This window comes from Apibacter sp. ESL0404, assembly GCF_019469245.1.
Lineage (GTDB): Bacteria > Bacteroidota > Bacteroidia > Flavobacteriales > Weeksellaceae > Apibacter.
This window is the reverse complement of sequence record NZ_CP048267.1, coordinates 577,556-595,533: the sequence shown is the minus strand read 5'-3', so window position 1 is coordinate 595,533 and position 17,978 is coordinate 577,556. Positions and strand designations below refer to the sequence as shown.

Genomic DNA, 17,978 nt, shown 5'->3' with positions numbered 1-17,978 from the left:
ATCTTATTTGTCCGGATTAGGAATTCTGGTTATTTCCACATCACCCCATAAATTTTCTAAATCATAATATTCTCTATATTCGGGCTGAAAAATATGAACAACTATAGATACGTAATCCATTAAAACCCATTGTTGATTATCAACTCCTTCAATATGCCAAGGCTTGTCTTTAGTATTTTTTCTTACAAATCTTTCCACAGAATTGGAAATTGCGGAAACTTGAGTATTAGTTCCCCCCGTGCATATGACAAAATAATCTGTAATTGTATTTTCTAATTTGGTAAAGTTCAAAATAGTTATATCGTATCCTTTAACTTCTTCTATCCCTTTTATAATATTTTCTAATAATTCTTTTTTTTCGATCTGTGTATCAGTCATCTAATCTATTTCTAGTATAATGTGTCTTTTATAAAATGTAATGAATCTATGCAAAAATAATCAATTTATCACTTATATTAATTATAATTTAATAATTTTATCATTTAATTGTATTTGTCAAATCTTATGCCATTAGAATATTTTGATAAAATTGGTTCTACTAACGATTTTGTCAGAGAAAACATAAAGCAATATTCAACTAATTTCCACGGTGTATTTTCTTTTAATCAAACGAAAGGAAGAGGTGTTAATGGTCATCAATGGATGTCCGAACCTAGTAAAAATATTGCTATGACATTTTGTCTTACCTCCCCTTCCATTCCTAACAATTATCTTAGTTTTTGGGTGGCTATTCGGGTATGTTTATTCATAAAAAAAATCACAAAAACTGTTGCCTTAATTAAATGGCCTAATGATATTTTAATTAATAAAAAAAAAGTCTGTGGAATTTTAATTGAAAAATCAGGAAACACGTTTATTGTAGGAATTGGCATAAATGTTCTTCAAAAAGAATTCACGGGAATTCCTCATGCTTCATCCTTACTTTCTTTTTCTTCTCAAAATTATAATCTAACGGATCTAGTACATGGTTTAATGAAAGATTTTGAAAATAATTTCCATTTACTTGATGATCCCTTGTATCTTCTTTCCAATTATAATGAATATCTGTTTGGTAAAGGAAAAGTACTGGCTTTTAAAATAGGCGGATCCATTAAAAACGGAATTATTCAAAAAGTTGAAGAAGACGGACTTTTAGAGGTTAGAATTGAAAATAAGGGGATTATGAAATTTAGAATCAAAGAAATCGAATTTTTATATTAAATTATTTAAATTTTGTTTAATACTTGTGAATAATAAATTATTTCAAATAGTTATAATACTTTTTTTTTAATTATATTTACATAAATTTAAAAATAAAGTAAAAACTAAGTGGAAGATTTTTTTGACAATGAGCTGGTAAATATGTTCGAAGAAATGTTGGAAGAAAATAAATCCGTTTATTTTGAAGCGGATGAGTTTTGCGAAATTATTTCTTTCTACTTGGAGATTTATGATTTTGAATATGCTATTAAAGCTCTTGATATTGCATTTTCTCTATACCCAAACAATATTGATATTAAAATTAAACAGCTCGAATATTTTGTTAAAATCGAAGATTTACATAAAGCTTTCGATTTAATCGAAGAATTAAAGGAATTATGTTTTGCTGATACTGATTACTTAATTGCTACTGCAAAATATTGGTCTTTGCGTAATTTTCCTTATAAATCTATTGATTTCTATAAGGCGGCATTAAAAAATGAAGAAGATGAAGATTATATTTATAATTGTTTAGGCCATGAATATCTTGAAATTAAGGAGCCCACGTTTGCTTTAAATTCATTTAAAAAAGCATTAGAATATAACAAAAACGATGAGTATTCCTTATTTTCTTGCATACATTGTTACGATATTTTACATCAGCATAGAGAATGTATAACTTTTTTAAATCAATACATTGATGTAAATCCTTATTCCGATGAAGCTTGGTTTCAATTGGGATTACAATACTTAAATCAGAATTGGTATGATAAAGCTTTATTTGCTTTTGATTATACAGTTATAATTAACCCTAAGAGCATTGCCGGATATACTCAAAAAGCCTTTTGCTATGAAAAATTAAACCAATGGGAAAAAGCGATAAGTGTTTATAACGAGTCTTTAGATTTTGACGATACGGCTGCTTTTACTCTTTTTAAGATTGGACAGGCTTATAATAAGCTTCGTAAACCTATACAAGCGCTTACCTCTTTTCAAAAAGCAGTAAAAGAAGATCCTCAATTTGATAAAGCTTGGTATGAAATCTCTGACATCTATGATTCTTTAGGTAATAATGAAGAAGCTCTTCACTACATAAAAAAAGCTCTGGATATAGAATCTAAAGAGGTTAATTATTGGAAAAAATATGCTTACCTCAACATTCAGCTTGGAAAATATGAAGAAGCTTCTGATTCGTTTGAAATAATTATTGAGCTTGAACCCAATCATTTTTATAATTGGTTGGCTTTTTCCGAATTACTCATCAGTTTGGGGGATTATAGTAAGGCCGCATTACTATTGCATAAAAGTTTTAAGAATTTTCATAGAGCAGAACTTTACTATCAACTAAGCAACTGCTATTTCTTATTGAAGAATTATGAAAAGAGTGAAAAATTTTTAAAAATGGCACTAAAATTGAATCCTTCCATTAAACAAGAAATGCAGGAAAAATACTCAATTTTACTTAGGGATAACACAATTAAATATAAAAATCCCGGCATTATTTAAAACCTATTTATTAATAAAAACCATAAAGAATAATTGATAATATTCAATGAACATTGTAGCCCATCAATTGCTATCGTATCAAATTCCTGATATACAATTAGGTAATGTGTTGGGTGAAGTTGTTCGGGGTAAAGATTATCAAAATTATCCTCAGTCTATAGCTACCGGCATTCTTTTACATCGGCATATCGATTCATTTACGGATTCTCATCCTATTGTTAAAGAAACAACTAGTATTTTCCATAAATCGTATGGAAAATTTGCCCCTATAATCACCGATGTTATCTATGATTATTTCTTAATAAAAAATTGGCATCTTTTTTATGAAGAGGATTTTGAGCATTTCAAAAATTCATGTTATGATTTAGTTCAAAGTACGGAACTTTTGTTTCCGAAAAAATTAGATACCATTTTAAAATCTTTAATTGAAGATGATTGGTTTGAAAAATACAGTACTTATGAAGGTATTGAATGGACGCTGCATCATCTAACCAAAAAATCCAAATTTAATCAAAGCATTGCTGATATGGGTAATTCAATTAAGGAGATATATTTACAAGAAAAAAAAATTGAACGGCATTTTCTTGATTTTTTCCCTCAACTTCAATCTTATTGTAAAAAATTTATTATAAAGTTAATGCCGGAATACGAAGTTTTAATTTTGCAAAACCATACTCATCGTTTATGAAAACATACATTGTTTTATTTGACGGCGTTTGTAATCTTTGCAATTCTACGGTTCAATTTATTATTAAAAGAGATAAACATAATCAATTTAAATTTTCCTCTCTACAATCCGAATATGGACAAAATTTTTTAAAGGAAAGAAATCTTGATTCTTCCGATTTTAAATCAATAATTTTATATGAACCCGAGGTAGCGTACTATACTAAAAGTACAGCTGCTTTAAAAATAGCACAGAACCTTGGTTTCCCCTATAATCTCTTATCTGTTTTTCTATTGATCCCTTCTTTTATAAGAGATTGGATTTATTCTTTAATATCCAAATATCGATATCATTTATTCGGAAAAAAAGATAGCTGCATGGTTCCTACTCCTGAAAATAAAAGAAAATTTATTTAAAATTTCGGATAGATATTTCTAGGTTACTTACATTAATTTTTATAAAAATTAATATTATACTTTTTCAATTTCATAAACCGAAATTTTAGTTGTAAACAGTCCGTAATTTAGAAATGCGGTTTCTCCTTCAATTTTATCTATGGTAGCAACACTGGAGCTGCCTTTAATTCGAACTCTTTTCCCTTCTTTCATCCATTTTTTTGCTCTATCTGCAGTTGTTCGTACTTCTTCAGCCTTTGTTTCTTCTAATTGCTTTTTTATTTCTTCTTTTTTTAACTCGGTCTTAACTTTGTTTCGTTGCTTCTTAGTTTGAATTTTTTCAACTTCAGTAACTTGTGTTTTTTTATATTTTTCTTGTTCCAGTATTTTAGTAAAGTCTTTTATAATGTCTCTTTTTTTCTTACCACTTGAATATGCGTCTATATATTTTTCAAATTTTTGACCCAGTTGATTTAACTTAGTTTCTTCATCATACAACTTCTGAAAATTAATCAGTTTTTGTTTATAATTATTGATCGTATCGGTCAATTGTCTTTTCTTCTCTTCTGAATGATCAATTTGCTTATTTAAATCGCCTTTTAATTTTTCAACTTGATATTTTTCCTGCTGTAAACGTACTATAGTTTTATCTAAATTAACCTTATCTTTTTCAATTTTTTGCTTGGCAACTTGAATAATTTCTTTAGGTATTTTATTTTTTTCTGCCACTTCAAACGTAAATGAACTTCCCACCTGTCCTACTTCCAACTTATATATAGGTTGCAAAGTTTTCTCGTTGAATAACATAGACGCATTTTTGGTATGACTTAATTCTTCTATCTTCAATTTGATATTGGTATAATGAGTCGTAATAATACCGAATGATTTTTTATGATAAAAATATTCCAAAAATGCTTCTGCCAATGCTCCCCCTAATTCAGGATCAGATCCGGTTCCAAATTCATCAATCAATAATAAGGTATGTGCATCGGCTTGTTTAATGATTTGTTGCATTTTCCTTAATCGAGAACTATAAGTACTTAACTGATTTTCAATCGATTGATTATCTCCTATATCGGTAAGTATTTTATTAAAAAATCCTACCTTAGATTTAGGATGCACCGGAATTAAAATACCACTTTGTATCATGAGCTGCAACAATCCAACTGTTTTCAGTGTAATACTTTTACCTCCGGCATTTGGACCTGAAATACATATTATCCGAATGTTTTTGTCCAAGGTAAGTGTCTGTGGAATCGTTGTTTTTTTCTCTTTTTTATTTGTAAGAAAAAGGATTGGATGATAAGCATTGATCAGATGAACTTCCGCTTGATCAGTAATTTCAGGTAATACTGCATCTAATGCTTCCGCATATCGTGCTTTTGCCTGTATTACATCCAATTTATATATATAGTGTTGATATTTTTCTAATAACGGGTAAAATTCAACCATTTGCTGAGTCAGGTTAAAAAGAATTTTTTCTATTTCCTTTTTTTCCTGATTGATTAATTCCATTAATCGTACATTGGGTTGAATCACAGATTCCGGTAGGATAAAACAGATCGAACCGGTTTTAGAAAAACCTAATACTCTGCCTTTGACTGATTTTTTAAAAGACGATTTTACAGCCAACACTCGTTGGTCATCAATAACACTTTCCCTGATTTCATCTAAAACTCCTGTTTGAGAAAAATGGGTTACTGTTTTATCAAAATTTTCCTGTATAGTTTTCCTGATTATCTGGATATGCTCTCTTATATTTTGCAGAGTAACGGTTGCATCATTCTTAACTTCACCAAAACGATTGAATATTTTATTTACCATTAAAATAATCTCTTTGGTATATTCAATATGTGAGAGATTTTTATGTAGAGTAGGAAAATAATCTTTAAATTTTTCAAAATGAACAATTAGTGAATTCACTAATTGAGATAAATTTCTAATTTTATGAAAGGATCTTGCTTCTAACGTAAAATTTTCTATAAGAAGCATTTTTAATTCAGTTTCAATATCATCATATTCCCTGAACGGAATATAATTTTCATTAGAAAAGCTTCCTAAATATTCATTGACACAGTGAAGACTTTCTTTAATTTTTTCTTTTTTTAGAGGTTTGAGCTGAGCAACTAAATCCTTTGACTTTTCTGAATAACAAAAGGGTATTATTTCATCAATAATCTTCTGAAATTCTAATTCTTTTAACGTATCTTCTGATATCTGCATATTATCCTTTGTACTGTATATAATGCGTATACAAAAATAAGGTTTTTTCCTCTTCTATATTTACTCTTCGATAAACTTCACTTTGAATTAAACCTAAATTTTGCTTAAATATCGAGTTACAAAGTCATGCCTATATCAATTCCCTTAATTTTTCTGTATAAATCTGTAGCGTAATTATCGGTCATTCCCGATACAAAATCAATAATACCCAAAACTTTTTCATAATCTCCTCTGTCTTCATATAGAAACTGTTTAGGAATGAGTTGAACCGCTCTTTTTTCATATCCTAAACGTTCTTTTTCTGATTTTAAAATTGACGGTATAAAATGATCCAGTAATTCATACATCACATTATATCCTGCATTTTCAATTTCAACTACCGATCGATGATTATATATATGGGTTTTGGAAAATTCTTTGATTGTTTGAATTGCTTTGCATTCCTGCTGAATTAGGTCATATATGGAAGTTTGCAAAGTATCTTTTATAATTTCTTCAAAGTATTGTTTATACAATTCCACTGATCTGGAAATTAATGCACCGATTGATACAGCACGCAGAAAAGAAATACGATCGTTTTTATCTTCAATACTATCCAATTTTTTCTTCACTCTGCTCCATTTATTATTACCGTGTATTTCTTCAATAATTTGCTGCAAAAGTTCTTCACATATTTGAGCATTTATAAATCCTAATCGTTGGGCATCTTCCAAATCAATAATGTTATAGCAAATATCATCGGCAGCCTCTACAATCCAAACAAAGGGATGTCTATGATAACACAAGGGATTTTCTTGTACCAAAATCATAGACGTTTCGTGAGCTATGTCTTTAAACGTATTTTTTTCGGATTGAAAAAAACCAAATTTTTTTCTTTCTATTATGTTTTTATCTTTTGCTATGGACTCACAGGGATATTTAGCAATCGACGCTAAAGTTGAATACGTAAGCATAGCTCCTCCTTCGGACTTACCGTTTTGTTTTTGTGTCAAGATGCGTATGGCATTAGCATTTCCCTCAAAATTTAAAAAATCGCTCCATTCTAATGCTGAAAATTTATCTTTTAATTGAGAAGCATTTCGTTGGAAATAACTGGCAATTGCATCTTCTCCGGAATGTCCAAATGCTGGATTACCAATATCATGACATAAACAAGCTGTTGAAATTACGTTGTAAAGACTATGTCTATATAATTCTTTATTTTGTTCTGTTAGCTCCGAAGCATAGGCTGTTGCTATAAAGTTTCCTATATCGCTTCCTAGAGATCTGCCCACTGAAGCTACTTCTAATGAATGCGTCAACCGATTATGTACAAAGACGCTTCCCGGCAATGGAAAAACTTGTGTTTTGTTTTGCAATCTTCTGAAAGAGGTTGAAAATATAACCCGATCAAAATCTCTTTGATACTCACTTCTTGCGTCTGTATGTTTATCCGTAGATTTATATTGTATACCTGTTCTTTTTTCTGAGAACAGTTGGTTTATATTCATCATTCGTTTAATAATAATTAAAAATAAAAATTATTTTATATGTCTAAATATTGGTAGTATGCACTTTACGACACACCTCATTGTTCCGATTAATTTTTATTTAATTTTTTGGATGATTGTATTTTTAACTTAATCCTTCTACTAAGCCATTAACTAAATCTATATGCATGGCAGCAGGATTTTTTGGCAAACCGGGCATACGCATAATATCTCCTGCAATTACTACTATAAATTCCGCTCCTCGGTTTATTACCAAATCCCTAATTTCTAAATCAAAGTCTTTAGTTACTCCGTAAGCCGTAGGATTTGCAGAAAATGAAAATTGAGTTTTTGCGATGCAAACGGGAAATTTACTCATATTACTATCTTCCAATTTTTTTATTTTTTGAGATGCTTGTTTACTAAAACTTACCGATGAAGCTCCGTATATTTTTTTTGCTACTTTTTCAATTTTTACTTTAATTGAATCCTCATCTTTATATACAAATTTCAATTTTTCGGAAGGACTATTTTCTATCGTTTCTACTACTAATTCTGCCAGGTCTACTGCTCCTTTTCCGCCCTCTGTAAATGCATTATTAATTGCAAAACCAACCCCTCTTTTTTGACAAAATTCTTTTACTATAGATATTTCTTTCTCTGTATCATTTGAAAATTTATTAAAAGCAACTAATACGGTTTGCCCGTATGATTTAATATTATCGATATGCTTTTCCAAATTTTGAAGCCCTTGAGCGATTCCGTCAACATTTTCTTCCTTTATATGAGATATAGGAACTCCTCCGTGCATTTTCAATCCTTGAGCCGTTGCCACAAGAACTGTGAGTTTAGGTTCTAACCCTGATTTTCTGCACTTTATATCATAAAATTTTTCAGCACCCAAATCAGCACCAAAACCCGCTTCTGTAATTACATATTCTCCATGACTCATAGCCAGTTTTGTTGCCAGTACGGAATTGCACCCATGAGCTATATTGGCAAAAGGACCTCCATGTACAAAAGCGGCTGTATTTTCAGTGGTTTGTACTAAGTTAGGAAGTAGGGCATCCTTTAATAAAACCGTAATAGCTCCTGCAACACCCAAATCTTTTACAGTAAAAATGCTACCATCTGTTTTGTAGCCCAGTAAAATATTTTCAATCCTTCTTCGTAAATCATCTATATCCGTTGCCAAGCATAGTATAGCCATAATTTCCGAAGCAGGAGTTATATCAAATCCCGATTCTTGAATCACGCCGTTAGCATTTCCTCCCAATCCGGAAACTATATTGCGTAGATTTCGATCATTAACATCTAATACTCTCTTCCAAACCACTTCTTTTAATACCTCCGTAGTGCCTCTGTTTTGATAATTATAATTATCCAATAATGCCGTGATCATATTATGAGCTGAGGTTATAGCATGAAAATCTCCTGTAAAATGAAGATTGATATTTTCCATGGGCAGCACTTGTGCATATCCTCCTCCTGCTGCTCCTCCTTTCATGCCAAAGCAAGGTCCTAAAGAAGGTTCTCTTAAAGCAACTATTGCTTTTTTACCAATTTTATTGAGTCCTAAAGCCAAACCTATGGATACTGTTGTTTTTCCTATTCCTGCTTTAGTAGGCGTTATGGAAGTTACTAAAATTAAATTGGATTTGTTTATTTTCTCTTTGGATTCCAGCTCAAGGGGAACTTTTGCTATATATTTTCCAAAGGGTATTATTTCCTTTTCAGGAATATTTATGTTTTCCGCTATTTCGGATATAGGTTTCAGTGTTATGGAACGGGCTATTTCTATATCTGAATTTATTTTTTTATATGTATGTTTACTTTCCATCTGATTAAAATTTAAATACTTAATTCCAAATATATATATTTTATATCAATAATCGTATAATAATAATTCAACATTATAACTTGTTTAACTTAGTACCTAAAATAGCAACAGATCATACGTTTCCTGATTAGGATATTCTAGGCTATAATTTTACATTTAATTTTACATTAAAAAACCTTCCCGTAAGTTTATTAGGCACAGCATAATAAGAAGTTGAATTGACATCTCTGATCCAATCATTACTGACCGTATTTCTGACATCAAAAACATTAAATATTTCTAACCCCAACGATAACTCCTTAAACTTATCCCAAGCGGTACCGATACGAGCTTTATTCTTTTTTTGATCCACAAAAACATAAGTCAAGCCAACATCGGCTCGTTTATAATCCGATAAGGTGGTTTGATAGTTATACGGATCTGAATATAAAGGGGCTCCGTTGGGAAGACCGGAAGCGTAGACTAAATTTACATTGGCTTTAAATCGGGGATATTTCTTCATATAATCCTGAAAAAATAATCCAATTTTAAATCTCGGATCTGTCGGACGCGGTATATAACCTCTTCCGTCAATATTCTCTTCGGTTTTCCCGTAAGAAACCGATAACCACGATTCGGCACCCTCTACAAATTCACCATTCAATCGGGCATCTATTCCATAGGCATACCCTTTGGAATTATTTTCTCCGGTATAAATTATCCTGACATTATCTACAAAATAGGGTATTAAATCATCTAATTTCTTGTAATAAATTTCCGTTGTTAATTTAAATGGATGTTTGTTGAGCATTTTAAACTCAAAGTCATTACCTAAAATAAAATGTATGGAACGTTGCGATTTAATTTTATCATTAAGCGTACCGTCTAACCGTAAAGCTTCTTTATAAAAAGGGGGTTGATAGTAGAAACCCGTAGCAAAACGAAAAAGCATATCTATCTTCCAATCCGGCTTTAAAGCAATTTGTGCTCGAGGACTCACATTGGTTTCTCCATTAAAATCCCAATGGGTTGCTCGAACTCCTCCATTAATTAATACACGAGTGGTATTCCACATGAATTTAGTTGAATATTGCAAGTATCCATTAACTCGATTGGATTTTAACTTATTATTAGCTGAGATATGATTTATTAAAATCAAATCGGATTCATCTAAATTTCCCGGCGGTACTAAAGGTCTTGGTATGACATATCCTGCCGAATCAATGAGCTGCCATTCGTTTTTAAGGTTTCTTATATCTTCATGTTGGTATTGAAAACCCGCTTCAAATGCTGAATTCACGTTTAAATTATATTTAGCCTTCAATTGTGTACCTAATACCAACATATCCAAATTATTTCTCCCGTGATTTATTTGTCCTCCTGAATTGAAGGAAGGCAACAAATCGCCTGTATCCTGATCTGCTTCTTGTAACCTATATCCGGCTGAAATATCAAAATATTCCTGTTCTTTAGAATGAAAAGCATATCCATCTAAATTAAAGGCTAGTTTATTTGAAGGTTTAAATTCTAAAGAGATCGTCCCGTTAGCCGTTCTATATTTATCTTTTTCATTCCCATTATAGGCAACATTTAGCTTGATAGGCTGTTGTAAAGTTCCAAATTCTACTTCTCTATTTTTGGGTTCCATTGTATAATCATTGGAAGCATAATTACCTAAAAATGACAATTTCCATTGAGGAGTCCAGGTATACTGAAGATAACTTTGTACATCAAAATATTGCGGATTGAAATCCGTATCTCCATCAAAAGTATTTAAAATAAGATCCGTATTTCTATATCTTGCACCTACAATTCCCGAAAATTTATTTTTTTTGTCTGCATACCCAACAGTTGCTCCGCCCCCTAATAAACTTGCTTCCAGACTAGATTCAAATTTTCGAGGTTTCCTGTATTGAATATCCAACACGCTCGACATTTTATCTCCGTATCGAGACTCAAATCCTCCGGCAGAAAAATTAATGGAAGAAACCATATCCGGATTAATGATGCTCATTCCTTCTTGTTGTCCGCTTCGCACGGTTAAGGGCTTATATATTTCTACTCCATTTATATAGACTAAATTTTCATCGTAATTTCCACCTCTAACTCTATAAAGTGAACTTAACTCACTGGCCGTACTTACAAAAACCGTATTTAAAATTTCTTCTACTCCTCCGGAAAGAGTAGGTGTATTATCAAGATTGTGTACATCAATCTGCTGCATAGTTATATCAGCCGTTTTTTTTCGAGTTCCTTTAAACACAACTTCAGGAATTTCTTTTTCTTTATCGAGCATAAGATTAAAATCCATCTTGATATCTTGATCAGACGTTATAAAAGTTTTTGTATCTGATAAGTACCCCTTATGTTCAACGGTTAAAGTTATAGTAGTATGGGACGGTACTTGTAATCCATAATTTCCATTATTATCAGATATGGAAAATGGTTCCGGATTTGCATAAATCTTAGCTTCGGATATTGGTTTACCGTGATTATCTTGTATTTTACCCGAAATAGTTATGGTCTGCCCCCATACACTATAGGAGATCGTCCATAAGACTAGAAATGTTAGAATTTTATAATTTTTCAAAGTCGCTCGTATATATCTTTTTATTATTTACTTTATCGGTAACTATTATCTCAACTTGATGCTTACCTGATCGAATTCCTTCTTTTTCTAAGTTAGAAATAAAAAGGCTGTTTTGCTTATATTCATATTCAGCAAGTACCCATTTTCCATCGATAAAAACATCAAAGGTTTTAATTCCCGATCCTGTGTCTTTAATTTTAAATGATAATTTATTTCCTATTTTTTTTGATTTTGTGAGCATCGGACAGCTAATAGTAGGTATTGATTCATCTAGTGCCAGATAGAATTTTCCAAAATCTTTAGGAGTTGCTTTATATTTTCCGTTTTCATAAGAGGTATCTAAATATTCTTTTTTTAATGGACCGAAATTAGATTCTCTGATAATAACATATTTATCTGCTTTAGATTTATCCAAATTGCTCCAATCGGGTGTTATAGTGATTTCATATTTTTTGTGAATAGGAACTGATGATTGATGCACTTGGTATTGATTACTTCCGATTTTTTTATAATTAAAAATGAAATCTTCATAAAAAGATCCTTTTTCAAAGTTTACAAACAATCCGTCCTGTTTAAATGAATATGGATTTTTAAAATTTACGTTTAAAAGTTCATTTCCTGATTTTATTTTTTCTGCATCATTTGTATTTTTATAAGCAATACCATTCATGGTGAAACTTCGTGCGGTAACATTACCGGCATAGTCTCCCACTTCTATTTTAACTTGATACGTTTTTCCTGCTTCTACTTTTAAAATTCCTCGATTAACCTTTTGTTCATACATCTGCAAAGAATTACCCGGTAATAAATAAGTACGATATATCCAACTGTTGTTAGCCAATAATTCGGGATAGTCCACGGAAGCATTAATAGAACGGGTTTCACTAAAAGAATGCTTATCCGCCTGAAATATGGATAGAATCTGACCGTTAACCCAAGTTTTAATAAAATAAACTCCGTTTAAATTTTGAGATCCGCTCTGTTGATCGTATGCTTTTACACCGAAACCAATTTCTCCTGATACATTATAACTTCCACCTTCAGACGCTATAATTTTAGAATTGCTACCGTTTACCTGTCCTTTTACGGGATAAATCCAGGTGCCTCTTAGTAAAGGTTTTATTTGATCTTTAACATCGTATCCGAATAAAAACGGATTTAATATTTCTTCTGTTTTGGTATCTCTAACTTCAAAATGTAAATGAGGCCCCCCGGATCCTCCGGTGTTTCCTGAAAGTGCAATAATTTCTCCTTTTTTAACCGGAAGTTCTCCCGGCTTCAAATAAAAATCAACTGTAAAACTTTTATTTTTATATTGTTCTTTACGTGCTCTTTCTTCAATGGCTCCTTTCAATTCGCTTAAATGACCATACACGGTTGTGTATCCATTGGGATGATCTATATAAATTGCTTTACCATATCCATAGGGTGAAATATTAATTCTAGAAATATAACCATCTTGAGAAGCCAACACAGATAAGCCTGTTCTCTGTTGGGTTTTCATATCTAATCCGGAATGAAAATGGTTTTTTCGTAGTTCTCCATAATTAGCAGATAAATAAATAGGGATAGTTAAAGGGGATGCAAAATTTTTAGGATAATTTTGTGAATGGGATAAGAGCGTGAATAGTAGGGCTGCTGTTACTGCTATTTTTTTCATGGGAAATTTTAAATAATCATCTTTATGTATTATGATATAGTAATCTTTCTCAAAAATAAGAATTTCATTTTTATTTAGATTCTTTTAACACTTAATTAAGTTAAATTTTATTTATGGTGTTTAAATTGGTAATGAATAGTTGTCTGCTTACTAGTTTATTCTGTCTTTAGTGACAAAGTCATTGGTCAGATATTGAATTTCATTCAATGAATAATGAATTCTATAGTAAAATATTATTTAAATTCATTATAAATTAAGGATAAAAAAAGTCAGGCTTATCCATCTAAATGAACCTATGATCCAGAAGTTAACAAAAAATCTCTCCACCGATTGAATTTAAATTTTGAAATTATTTAAACCTAAAAAAAATTATCCCGTATATTTGAAAAATTATTGCCAATTTACCTCGTATAAATATTTAATACGTTTAAATTTTAACAAAACCACTTTTTATGTTAAAAAAAAACATTCACACGTTTCTATCATTTATTGTCATTATTTTATTTTATAATACTCTTTTTGCTCAAGAAAAACCATCGTTACCTAAAAGTAACATTTATGAACCGTATCAGGTCCAAATAAAAGGGGAATATGAAGGAGGACGAAAGCAATTACTCAAAATTTTATCTTCTAATCTTGAATATCCTGTTAAAGCCATTAACAACCATATTCAAGGAAAAGTGATTGTGAAATTTGTTATTGAAAAAAACGGTACAATTACTAATTTTGAAATTTTAAAAGATATAGGATACGGATGTGCCGACGAAATTATTCGTGTTTTAAAGAAAACACAAGCCAGATGGAATTCGGCCATATTAAATAAAAAGCATGTTCGGTCTTATTATACTTTACGAGTTAATTTTAAAATACCATCCAATCAATCAAAACCTTATATTCAAGATGCCCATAACTAACAAGCTGATTTCAAAAAGTTGTATTGTTTTAATTATTTTTTTATTTAATTTATCCGTAGCGCAAACGCCTAAAGTATATGCGGAACAAGTGATAAAAAAACTAACTTCTTCCGAATTTGCCGGTCGAGGCTATGTTGAAGACGGAATGAAAAAAACATCGGAAGAAATTGCTGCACAATTTGAAAAAATTGGTTTATCTAAAATTCATAATTCATATTTCCAATCCTTTTCTTATCCAATTAATATCATAGACAAAAGTTTTGTTTCTGTAAATGGCAAAGAACTGAAATTAGGTTCAGATTATTTGGTTGGTGCCGGTTCGCCATCTTTAAAGGGAACATTTTCTCCCGTTGTATTTAATACGGGGGTAATTGACAGCTTATTTGAGTGGAATGACCGTTCTTATATTGATAAAGAATTGGAAAAAATAAATACCCGTTCAGTGGTTTTTCCGAATAAAAGTTTCCCGGATAACCTGATTTTACAGGAGGAATCGGCAAATCAATTATATCGTGAGATTCCGCAACTTATTTGCAATGAAGTTTGGGATATTTCAATTCCATTGGTAATACAGCAAACTTCATCAAAATTTATACATTCTTTAAGTCCTAAACAGACTAAAACCGTTAATTTATTTATTAATAATCAATCCGTACCTGATACTATCTCATCCATTACTTTAGATATAAAAACTCATTTTGAACCTAATTTTGAAGCTAATAATGTAGTAGGTTATATAAAAGGCAAACGTTCAGACAGCCTTATTGTATTAACTGCTCATTATGATCATCTGGGTAAAATTAATGACGTTATATTTCCCGGTGCAAATGATAATGCCAGTGGTGTTGCTCTGCTACTTTCAATGGCTAAAGTTTTTGAAAAAAATAAACCCAATTTTGATATAGTATTTATCGCTTTTGCTGGAGAAGAGGCAGGATTAAAAGGTTCTCAATATTTTGTAGATTATCCTTTGTTCGATCTAAAGAAAATTAAATTTTTAATAAATTTTGATATGGTAGGTACGGGAGAAGATGGAATTCAAGTTGTAAACGGTAAAGAGTATTTTAAGCAATTTACTAAGCTTGACAATATAAGTTACATGTATAATTATTTAAAACAGGTTAAAATCAGAGGAAGTGTCTGTAATAGCGATCATTGCCCTTTTTATGAAAAAGGAGTTCCTTCTTTTTATATTTATACTTTAGGGGGAAAAAGCGGATATCATGATATATACGATTCAGAAGTTTCTCTGTATGCCTTCGATAAGTTGGTGGCCCTACTATCTAAATTTATAAATGTATTATAATATATTCATAAAAAAAGGCAAGTAAAAATTACTTGCCTTTAACTTTATTTATCATGAATTTTTATTGAAAACCGATAGCTGATTCCAAAGCTAGAACCATCATCGTATCAAAAGAGGATTGTCTCTCCTGTGCTGATATATTTTCTTTTGTAATGAATGAATCAGAGATGGTCAATAAACAAGCTGCATTCTTACCTAAAACTTGGGCATTATGGAATAGAGCAAAACTCTCCATTTCTACGCAACCGCAACCATGATCTTGAATTAATTTTTTATAATCTGTTCCTCCTTCTACATAAAAAACATCACTGGAATGTATACAAGCTTCATGAATTGAGATTTTCAATTCAATTGCTTTCTTTGCAATAAATACATTTAATTCTTCTGACGGATAGGTTTTATCTTTGTCGTATCCTGACTGAACTTTTGCATAAGAGGATTCACTATATGCGCTATTTCCTAATACTACGTCATATATTTTAATGTCTTCAACATACGAACCTGCTGAACCAATTCGTATAATAGTGTCAACTCCGTACTGAGAGAATAGCTCATAAGAATAGATACCTATACTTGGCATTCCCATACCGGATCCCATAATAGATATTTTTTTTCCTTTATAAAGACCGGTATATCCAAACATGTTCCTGACAGAATTAAATTGTATTGGATTTTCTAAATATTTATCCACTATATATTTAGCCCTTAAGGGATCTCCAGGCATCAATACTGTTTTTGCAATTTCTCCGTATTCTGCCTGAATGTGTGCAGTTGCCATATTATTTAATTTTAGTTTTTTTGTGAAGTAAAGATAAGAATACTATCTTTACTTGATTAGTTATTTGTTTAATTAAAACTTGAATTATTATTCGTTTAGAACTTAGTACAATTTAAAATTCTTTAGCTACTTCATCGATGGATTCTAAAATAATATCACATCCTTTAATAATCTCTTCCGGAGTAATGGTTAATGGAGGCGAAATTCGTAAGAATTCATTTCTGTATAATTGCCAAAAAACGATTAATCCTTTAAGCATACATCTTTCAGCAACTTTTAAGCTAAATTCAGGTGATCTCAGTTGCACAGCCAACATTAGACCTCTTCCGTTAATGGAGAGAATTTCCTTATGTTTTAATTTTTCTCTGTATAATTTTTCTTTGCTGTGAACTTGATCCATCAAATCGGTTGTCAATAATTCTTCCATAACCGCACAAGCTGCTGCAGCCGGAATAGGATTACCGCCGAAAGTGGTTACATGGCCTAGTTTAGGATGATCTGCTAAAGTATCCATCGTTTCAGCAGAAGCCATAAAGGCTCCTATCGGAATTCCTCCGGCCATACCTTTCCCCATGGCCAAGATGTCGGGAACCAGATCGTACCACTGAAAAGCAAATAACTTACCTGTTCTACCAAATCCGGGCTGTATCTCGTCTAATATTAGTAATGCTCCGACTTCTTCACATCTGTTTTTTAATTTTTTCAAATAATTATTTTCAGGGGTTATAAATCCTGCCGCCCCTTGAATGGTTTCAACTACTACTCCCGCTGTTTTTTCGGTTATTTTAGCTAAATCTTCTTCTTTATTAAAGCGTATAAAATTAATTTGAGGCAATAAAGGCTCAAAAGGCTTTTTATTAGTATCCCTACCTGCTAAACTCAAGGAACCTTGCGAGTTTCCGTGATAAGCATCAATAAACGATATGATTTCTTGCCTGCCTGTATACCGTTTAGCTAACTTCATGGATGCTTCTATGGCTTCCGTTCCTGAATTGACCAAATAGGTTGTGTGTAGCGGATCCGGTAAATTTTCCGATAACATTTTACATATCTGCACCGGCTTTTCCATGGCATATTCTCCATATACCATTACGTGTAAGTATTTATCCGCCTGATCTTTAATCGCTTGAATAACTTTCGGGTGGGAATGACCTAAAGTATTTGCCGAAACTCCCGCTACAAAGTCCAGATATGCCTTTCCATCTTTTCCGTATATATAATTTCCTACAGCTTTGTCTACTTCAAAACCTGAGGCATAAAAAGTTGTTTTTGCTTGATATTTAAAAAAATCCTCTTGTAATTTACCCATTTCTCAATGATTTTTACAGGCAAAAATACGGAATATATTGCAGCTTATATATGGTAATTTTTTAATAATTATTTCTTAAAAAATTATTTTTATTATTGTTATATTGGATTATAATTATATGATAAATATCATAAAGACAATTCAACTTTATTTTTTTTGTATA

At 31.2% G+C, this 17,978-nt stretch carries 14 protein-coding genes; 6 read left to right on the top strand and 8 right to left on the bottom strand.

The window, feature by feature from the left end; genetic code table 11:
- Positions 1-3: 3 nt before the first annotated feature.
- Positions 4-378 carry a ribosome silencing factor gene (gene rsfS, locus GYM72_RS02500; RefSeq protein WP_105296916.1) on the bottom strand — a complete coding sequence of 125 codons (375 nt, stop codon included), beginning with the start codon at positions 376-378 and terminating at the stop codon, positions 4-6.
- A 126-nt stretch (positions 379-504) separates the two neighbouring features.
- On the opposite strand from rsfS, the gene GYM72_RS02495 reads away from it, so the two are divergent.
- The 4 genes from GYM72_RS02495 to GYM72_RS02480 all read left to right on the top strand — a co-directional run bounded on the left by GYM72_RS02495 (position 505) and on the right by GYM72_RS02480 (position 3,768).
- The gene (locus GYM72_RS02495; RefSeq protein ID WP_220264590.1) at positions 505-1,200 is read left to right on the top strand and encodes a biotin--[acetyl-CoA-carboxylase] ligase; all 696 of its coding nucleotides are present in this window, start codon (positions 505-507) and stop codon (positions 1,198-1,200) included.
- Positions 1,201-1,308: 108 nt separating this feature from the next.
- Complete coding sequence (locus tag GYM72_RS02490) at positions 1,309-2,685, top strand: tetratricopeptide repeat protein (RefSeq protein WP_220264589.1); 1,377 nt, start codon at positions 1,309-1,311, stop codon at positions 2,683-2,685.
- A 46-nt stretch (positions 2,686-2,731) separates the two neighbouring features.
- A complete protein-coding gene (locus GYM72_RS02485) occupies positions 2,732-3,373 on the top strand; it encodes an ACP phosphodiesterase (RefSeq protein WP_160543016.1) in 642 nt (213 codons plus the stop codon).
- Positions 3,370-3,768, top strand: coding sequence for a thiol-disulfide oxidoreductase DCC family protein (locus GYM72_RS02480; RefSeq protein WP_160557834.1), 399 nt, complete (start codon positions 3,370-3,372; stop codon positions 3,766-3,768). The genes GYM72_RS02485 and GYM72_RS02480 overlap by 4 nt, the downstream gene beginning before the upstream one ends.
- 54 nt (positions 3,769-3,822) lie before the next feature.
- Here the strand turns inward: GYM72_RS02480 and GYM72_RS02475 are convergent, their stop codons facing one another.
- The 5 genes from GYM72_RS02475 to GYM72_RS02455 form a co-directional block, all read right to left on the bottom strand.
- Positions 3,823-5,970 carry a DNA mismatch repair protein MutS gene (locus tag GYM72_RS02475; protein WP_220264588.1) on the bottom strand — a complete coding sequence of 716 codons (2,148 nt, stop codon included), beginning with the start codon at positions 5,968-5,970 and terminating at the stop codon, positions 3,823-3,825.
- A gap of 116 nt (positions 5,971-6,086) precedes the next feature.
- On the bottom strand, positions 6,087-7,460 hold the full coding sequence (dgt, locus tag GYM72_RS02470; protein WP_220264938.1) for a dGTP triphosphohydrolase: 1,374 nt from the start codon (positions 7,458-7,460) through the stop codon (positions 6,087-6,089).
- A 124-nt stretch (positions 7,461-7,584) separates the two neighbouring features.
- On the bottom strand, positions 7,585-9,279 hold the full coding sequence (locus GYM72_RS02465) for a formate--tetrahydrofolate ligase (RefSeq protein ID WP_255571539.1): 1,695 nt from the start codon (positions 9,277-9,279) through the stop codon (positions 7,585-7,587).
- 142 nt (positions 9,280-9,421) lie between these two features.
- Positions 9,422-11,848, bottom strand: coding sequence for a TonB-dependent receptor (locus GYM72_RS02460; protein WP_255571538.1), 2,427 nt, complete (start codon positions 11,846-11,848; stop codon positions 9,422-9,424).
- A complete protein-coding gene (locus GYM72_RS02455) occupies positions 11,835-13,508 on the bottom strand; it encodes a M23 family metallopeptidase (protein ID WP_220264587.1) in 1,674 nt (557 codons plus the stop codon). The genes GYM72_RS02460 and GYM72_RS02455 overlap by 14 nt, the downstream gene beginning before the upstream one ends.
- A 452-nt stretch (positions 13,509-13,960) precedes the next feature.
- Between GYM72_RS02455 and GYM72_RS02450 the strand changes: the two genes are divergently transcribed.
- Together GYM72_RS02450 and GYM72_RS02445 are read left to right on the top strand one after the other, a co-directional pair.
- Positions 13,961-14,422, top strand: a complete 462-nt coding sequence (locus tag GYM72_RS02450) for an energy transducer TonB (RefSeq protein ID WP_160568301.1) — start codon at positions 13,961-13,963, stop codon at positions 14,420-14,422.
- On the top strand, positions 14,409-15,728 hold the full coding sequence (locus GYM72_RS02445; RefSeq protein WP_220264586.1) for a M28 family metallopeptidase: 1,320 nt from the start codon (positions 14,409-14,411) through the stop codon (positions 15,726-15,728). The genes GYM72_RS02450 and GYM72_RS02445 overlap by 14 nt, the downstream gene beginning before the upstream one ends.
- 61 nt (positions 15,729-15,789) lie before the next feature.
- Here the strand turns inward: GYM72_RS02445 and deoD are convergent, their stop codons facing one another.
- Complete coding sequence (gene deoD / locus GYM72_RS02440; RefSeq protein ID WP_220264585.1) at positions 15,790-16,506, bottom strand: purine-nucleoside phosphorylase; 717 nt, start codon at positions 16,504-16,506, stop codon at positions 15,790-15,792.
- A 112-nt stretch (positions 16,507-16,618) separates the two neighbouring features.
- The gene (locus GYM72_RS02435; RefSeq protein WP_220264584.1) at positions 16,619-17,815 is read right to left on the bottom strand and encodes an aspartate aminotransferase family protein; all 1,197 of its coding nucleotides are present in this window, start codon (positions 17,813-17,815) and stop codon (positions 16,619-16,621) included.
- Positions 17,816-17,978: the final 163 nt, after the last annotated feature.

Coding starts and splice junctions, on each gene's coding strand:
- GYM72_RS02480 (WP_160557834.1), top strand. CDS start 3,370: ATGAAAACATACATTGTTTTATTTGACGGCGTTTGTAATCTTTGCAAT.
- GYM72_RS02475 (WP_220264588.1), bottom strand. CDS start 5,970: ATGCAGATATCAGAAGATACGTTAAAAGAATTAGAATTTCAGAAGATT.
- GYM72_RS02445 (WP_220264586.1), top strand. CDS start 14,409: ATGCCCATAACTAACAAGCTGATTTCAAAAAGTTGTATTGTTTTAATT.
- GYM72_RS02450 (WP_160568301.1), top strand. CDS start 13,961: ATGTTAAAAAAAAACATTCACACGTTTCTATCATTTATTGTCATTATT.
- GYM72_RS02495 (WP_220264590.1), top strand. CDS start 505: ATGCCATTAGAATATTTTGATAAAATTGGTTCTACTAACGATTTTGTC.
- GYM72_RS02485 (WP_160543016.1), top strand. CDS start 2,732: ATGAACATTGTAGCCCATCAATTGCTATCGTATCAAATTCCTGATATA.
- dgt (WP_220264938.1), bottom strand. CDS start 7,460: ATGAATATAAACCAACTGTTCTCAGAAAAAAGAACAGGTATACAATAT.
- GYM72_RS02465 (WP_255571539.1), bottom strand. CDS start 9,279: ATGGAAAGTAAACATACATATAAAAAAATAAATTCAGATATAGAAATA.
- rsfS (WP_105296916.1), bottom strand. CDS start 378: ATGACTGATACACAGATCGAAAAAAAAGAATTATTAGAAAATATTATA.
- deoD (WP_220264585.1), bottom strand. CDS start 16,506: ATGGCAACTGCACACATTCAGGCAGAATACGGAGAAATTGCAAAAACA.
- GYM72_RS02455 (WP_220264587.1), bottom strand. CDS start 13,508: ATGAAAAAAATAGCAGTAACAGCAGCCCTACTATTCACGCTCTTATCC.
- GYM72_RS02435 (WP_220264584.1), bottom strand. CDS start 17,815: ATGGGTAAATTACAAGAGGATTTTTTTAAATATCAAGCAAAAACAACT.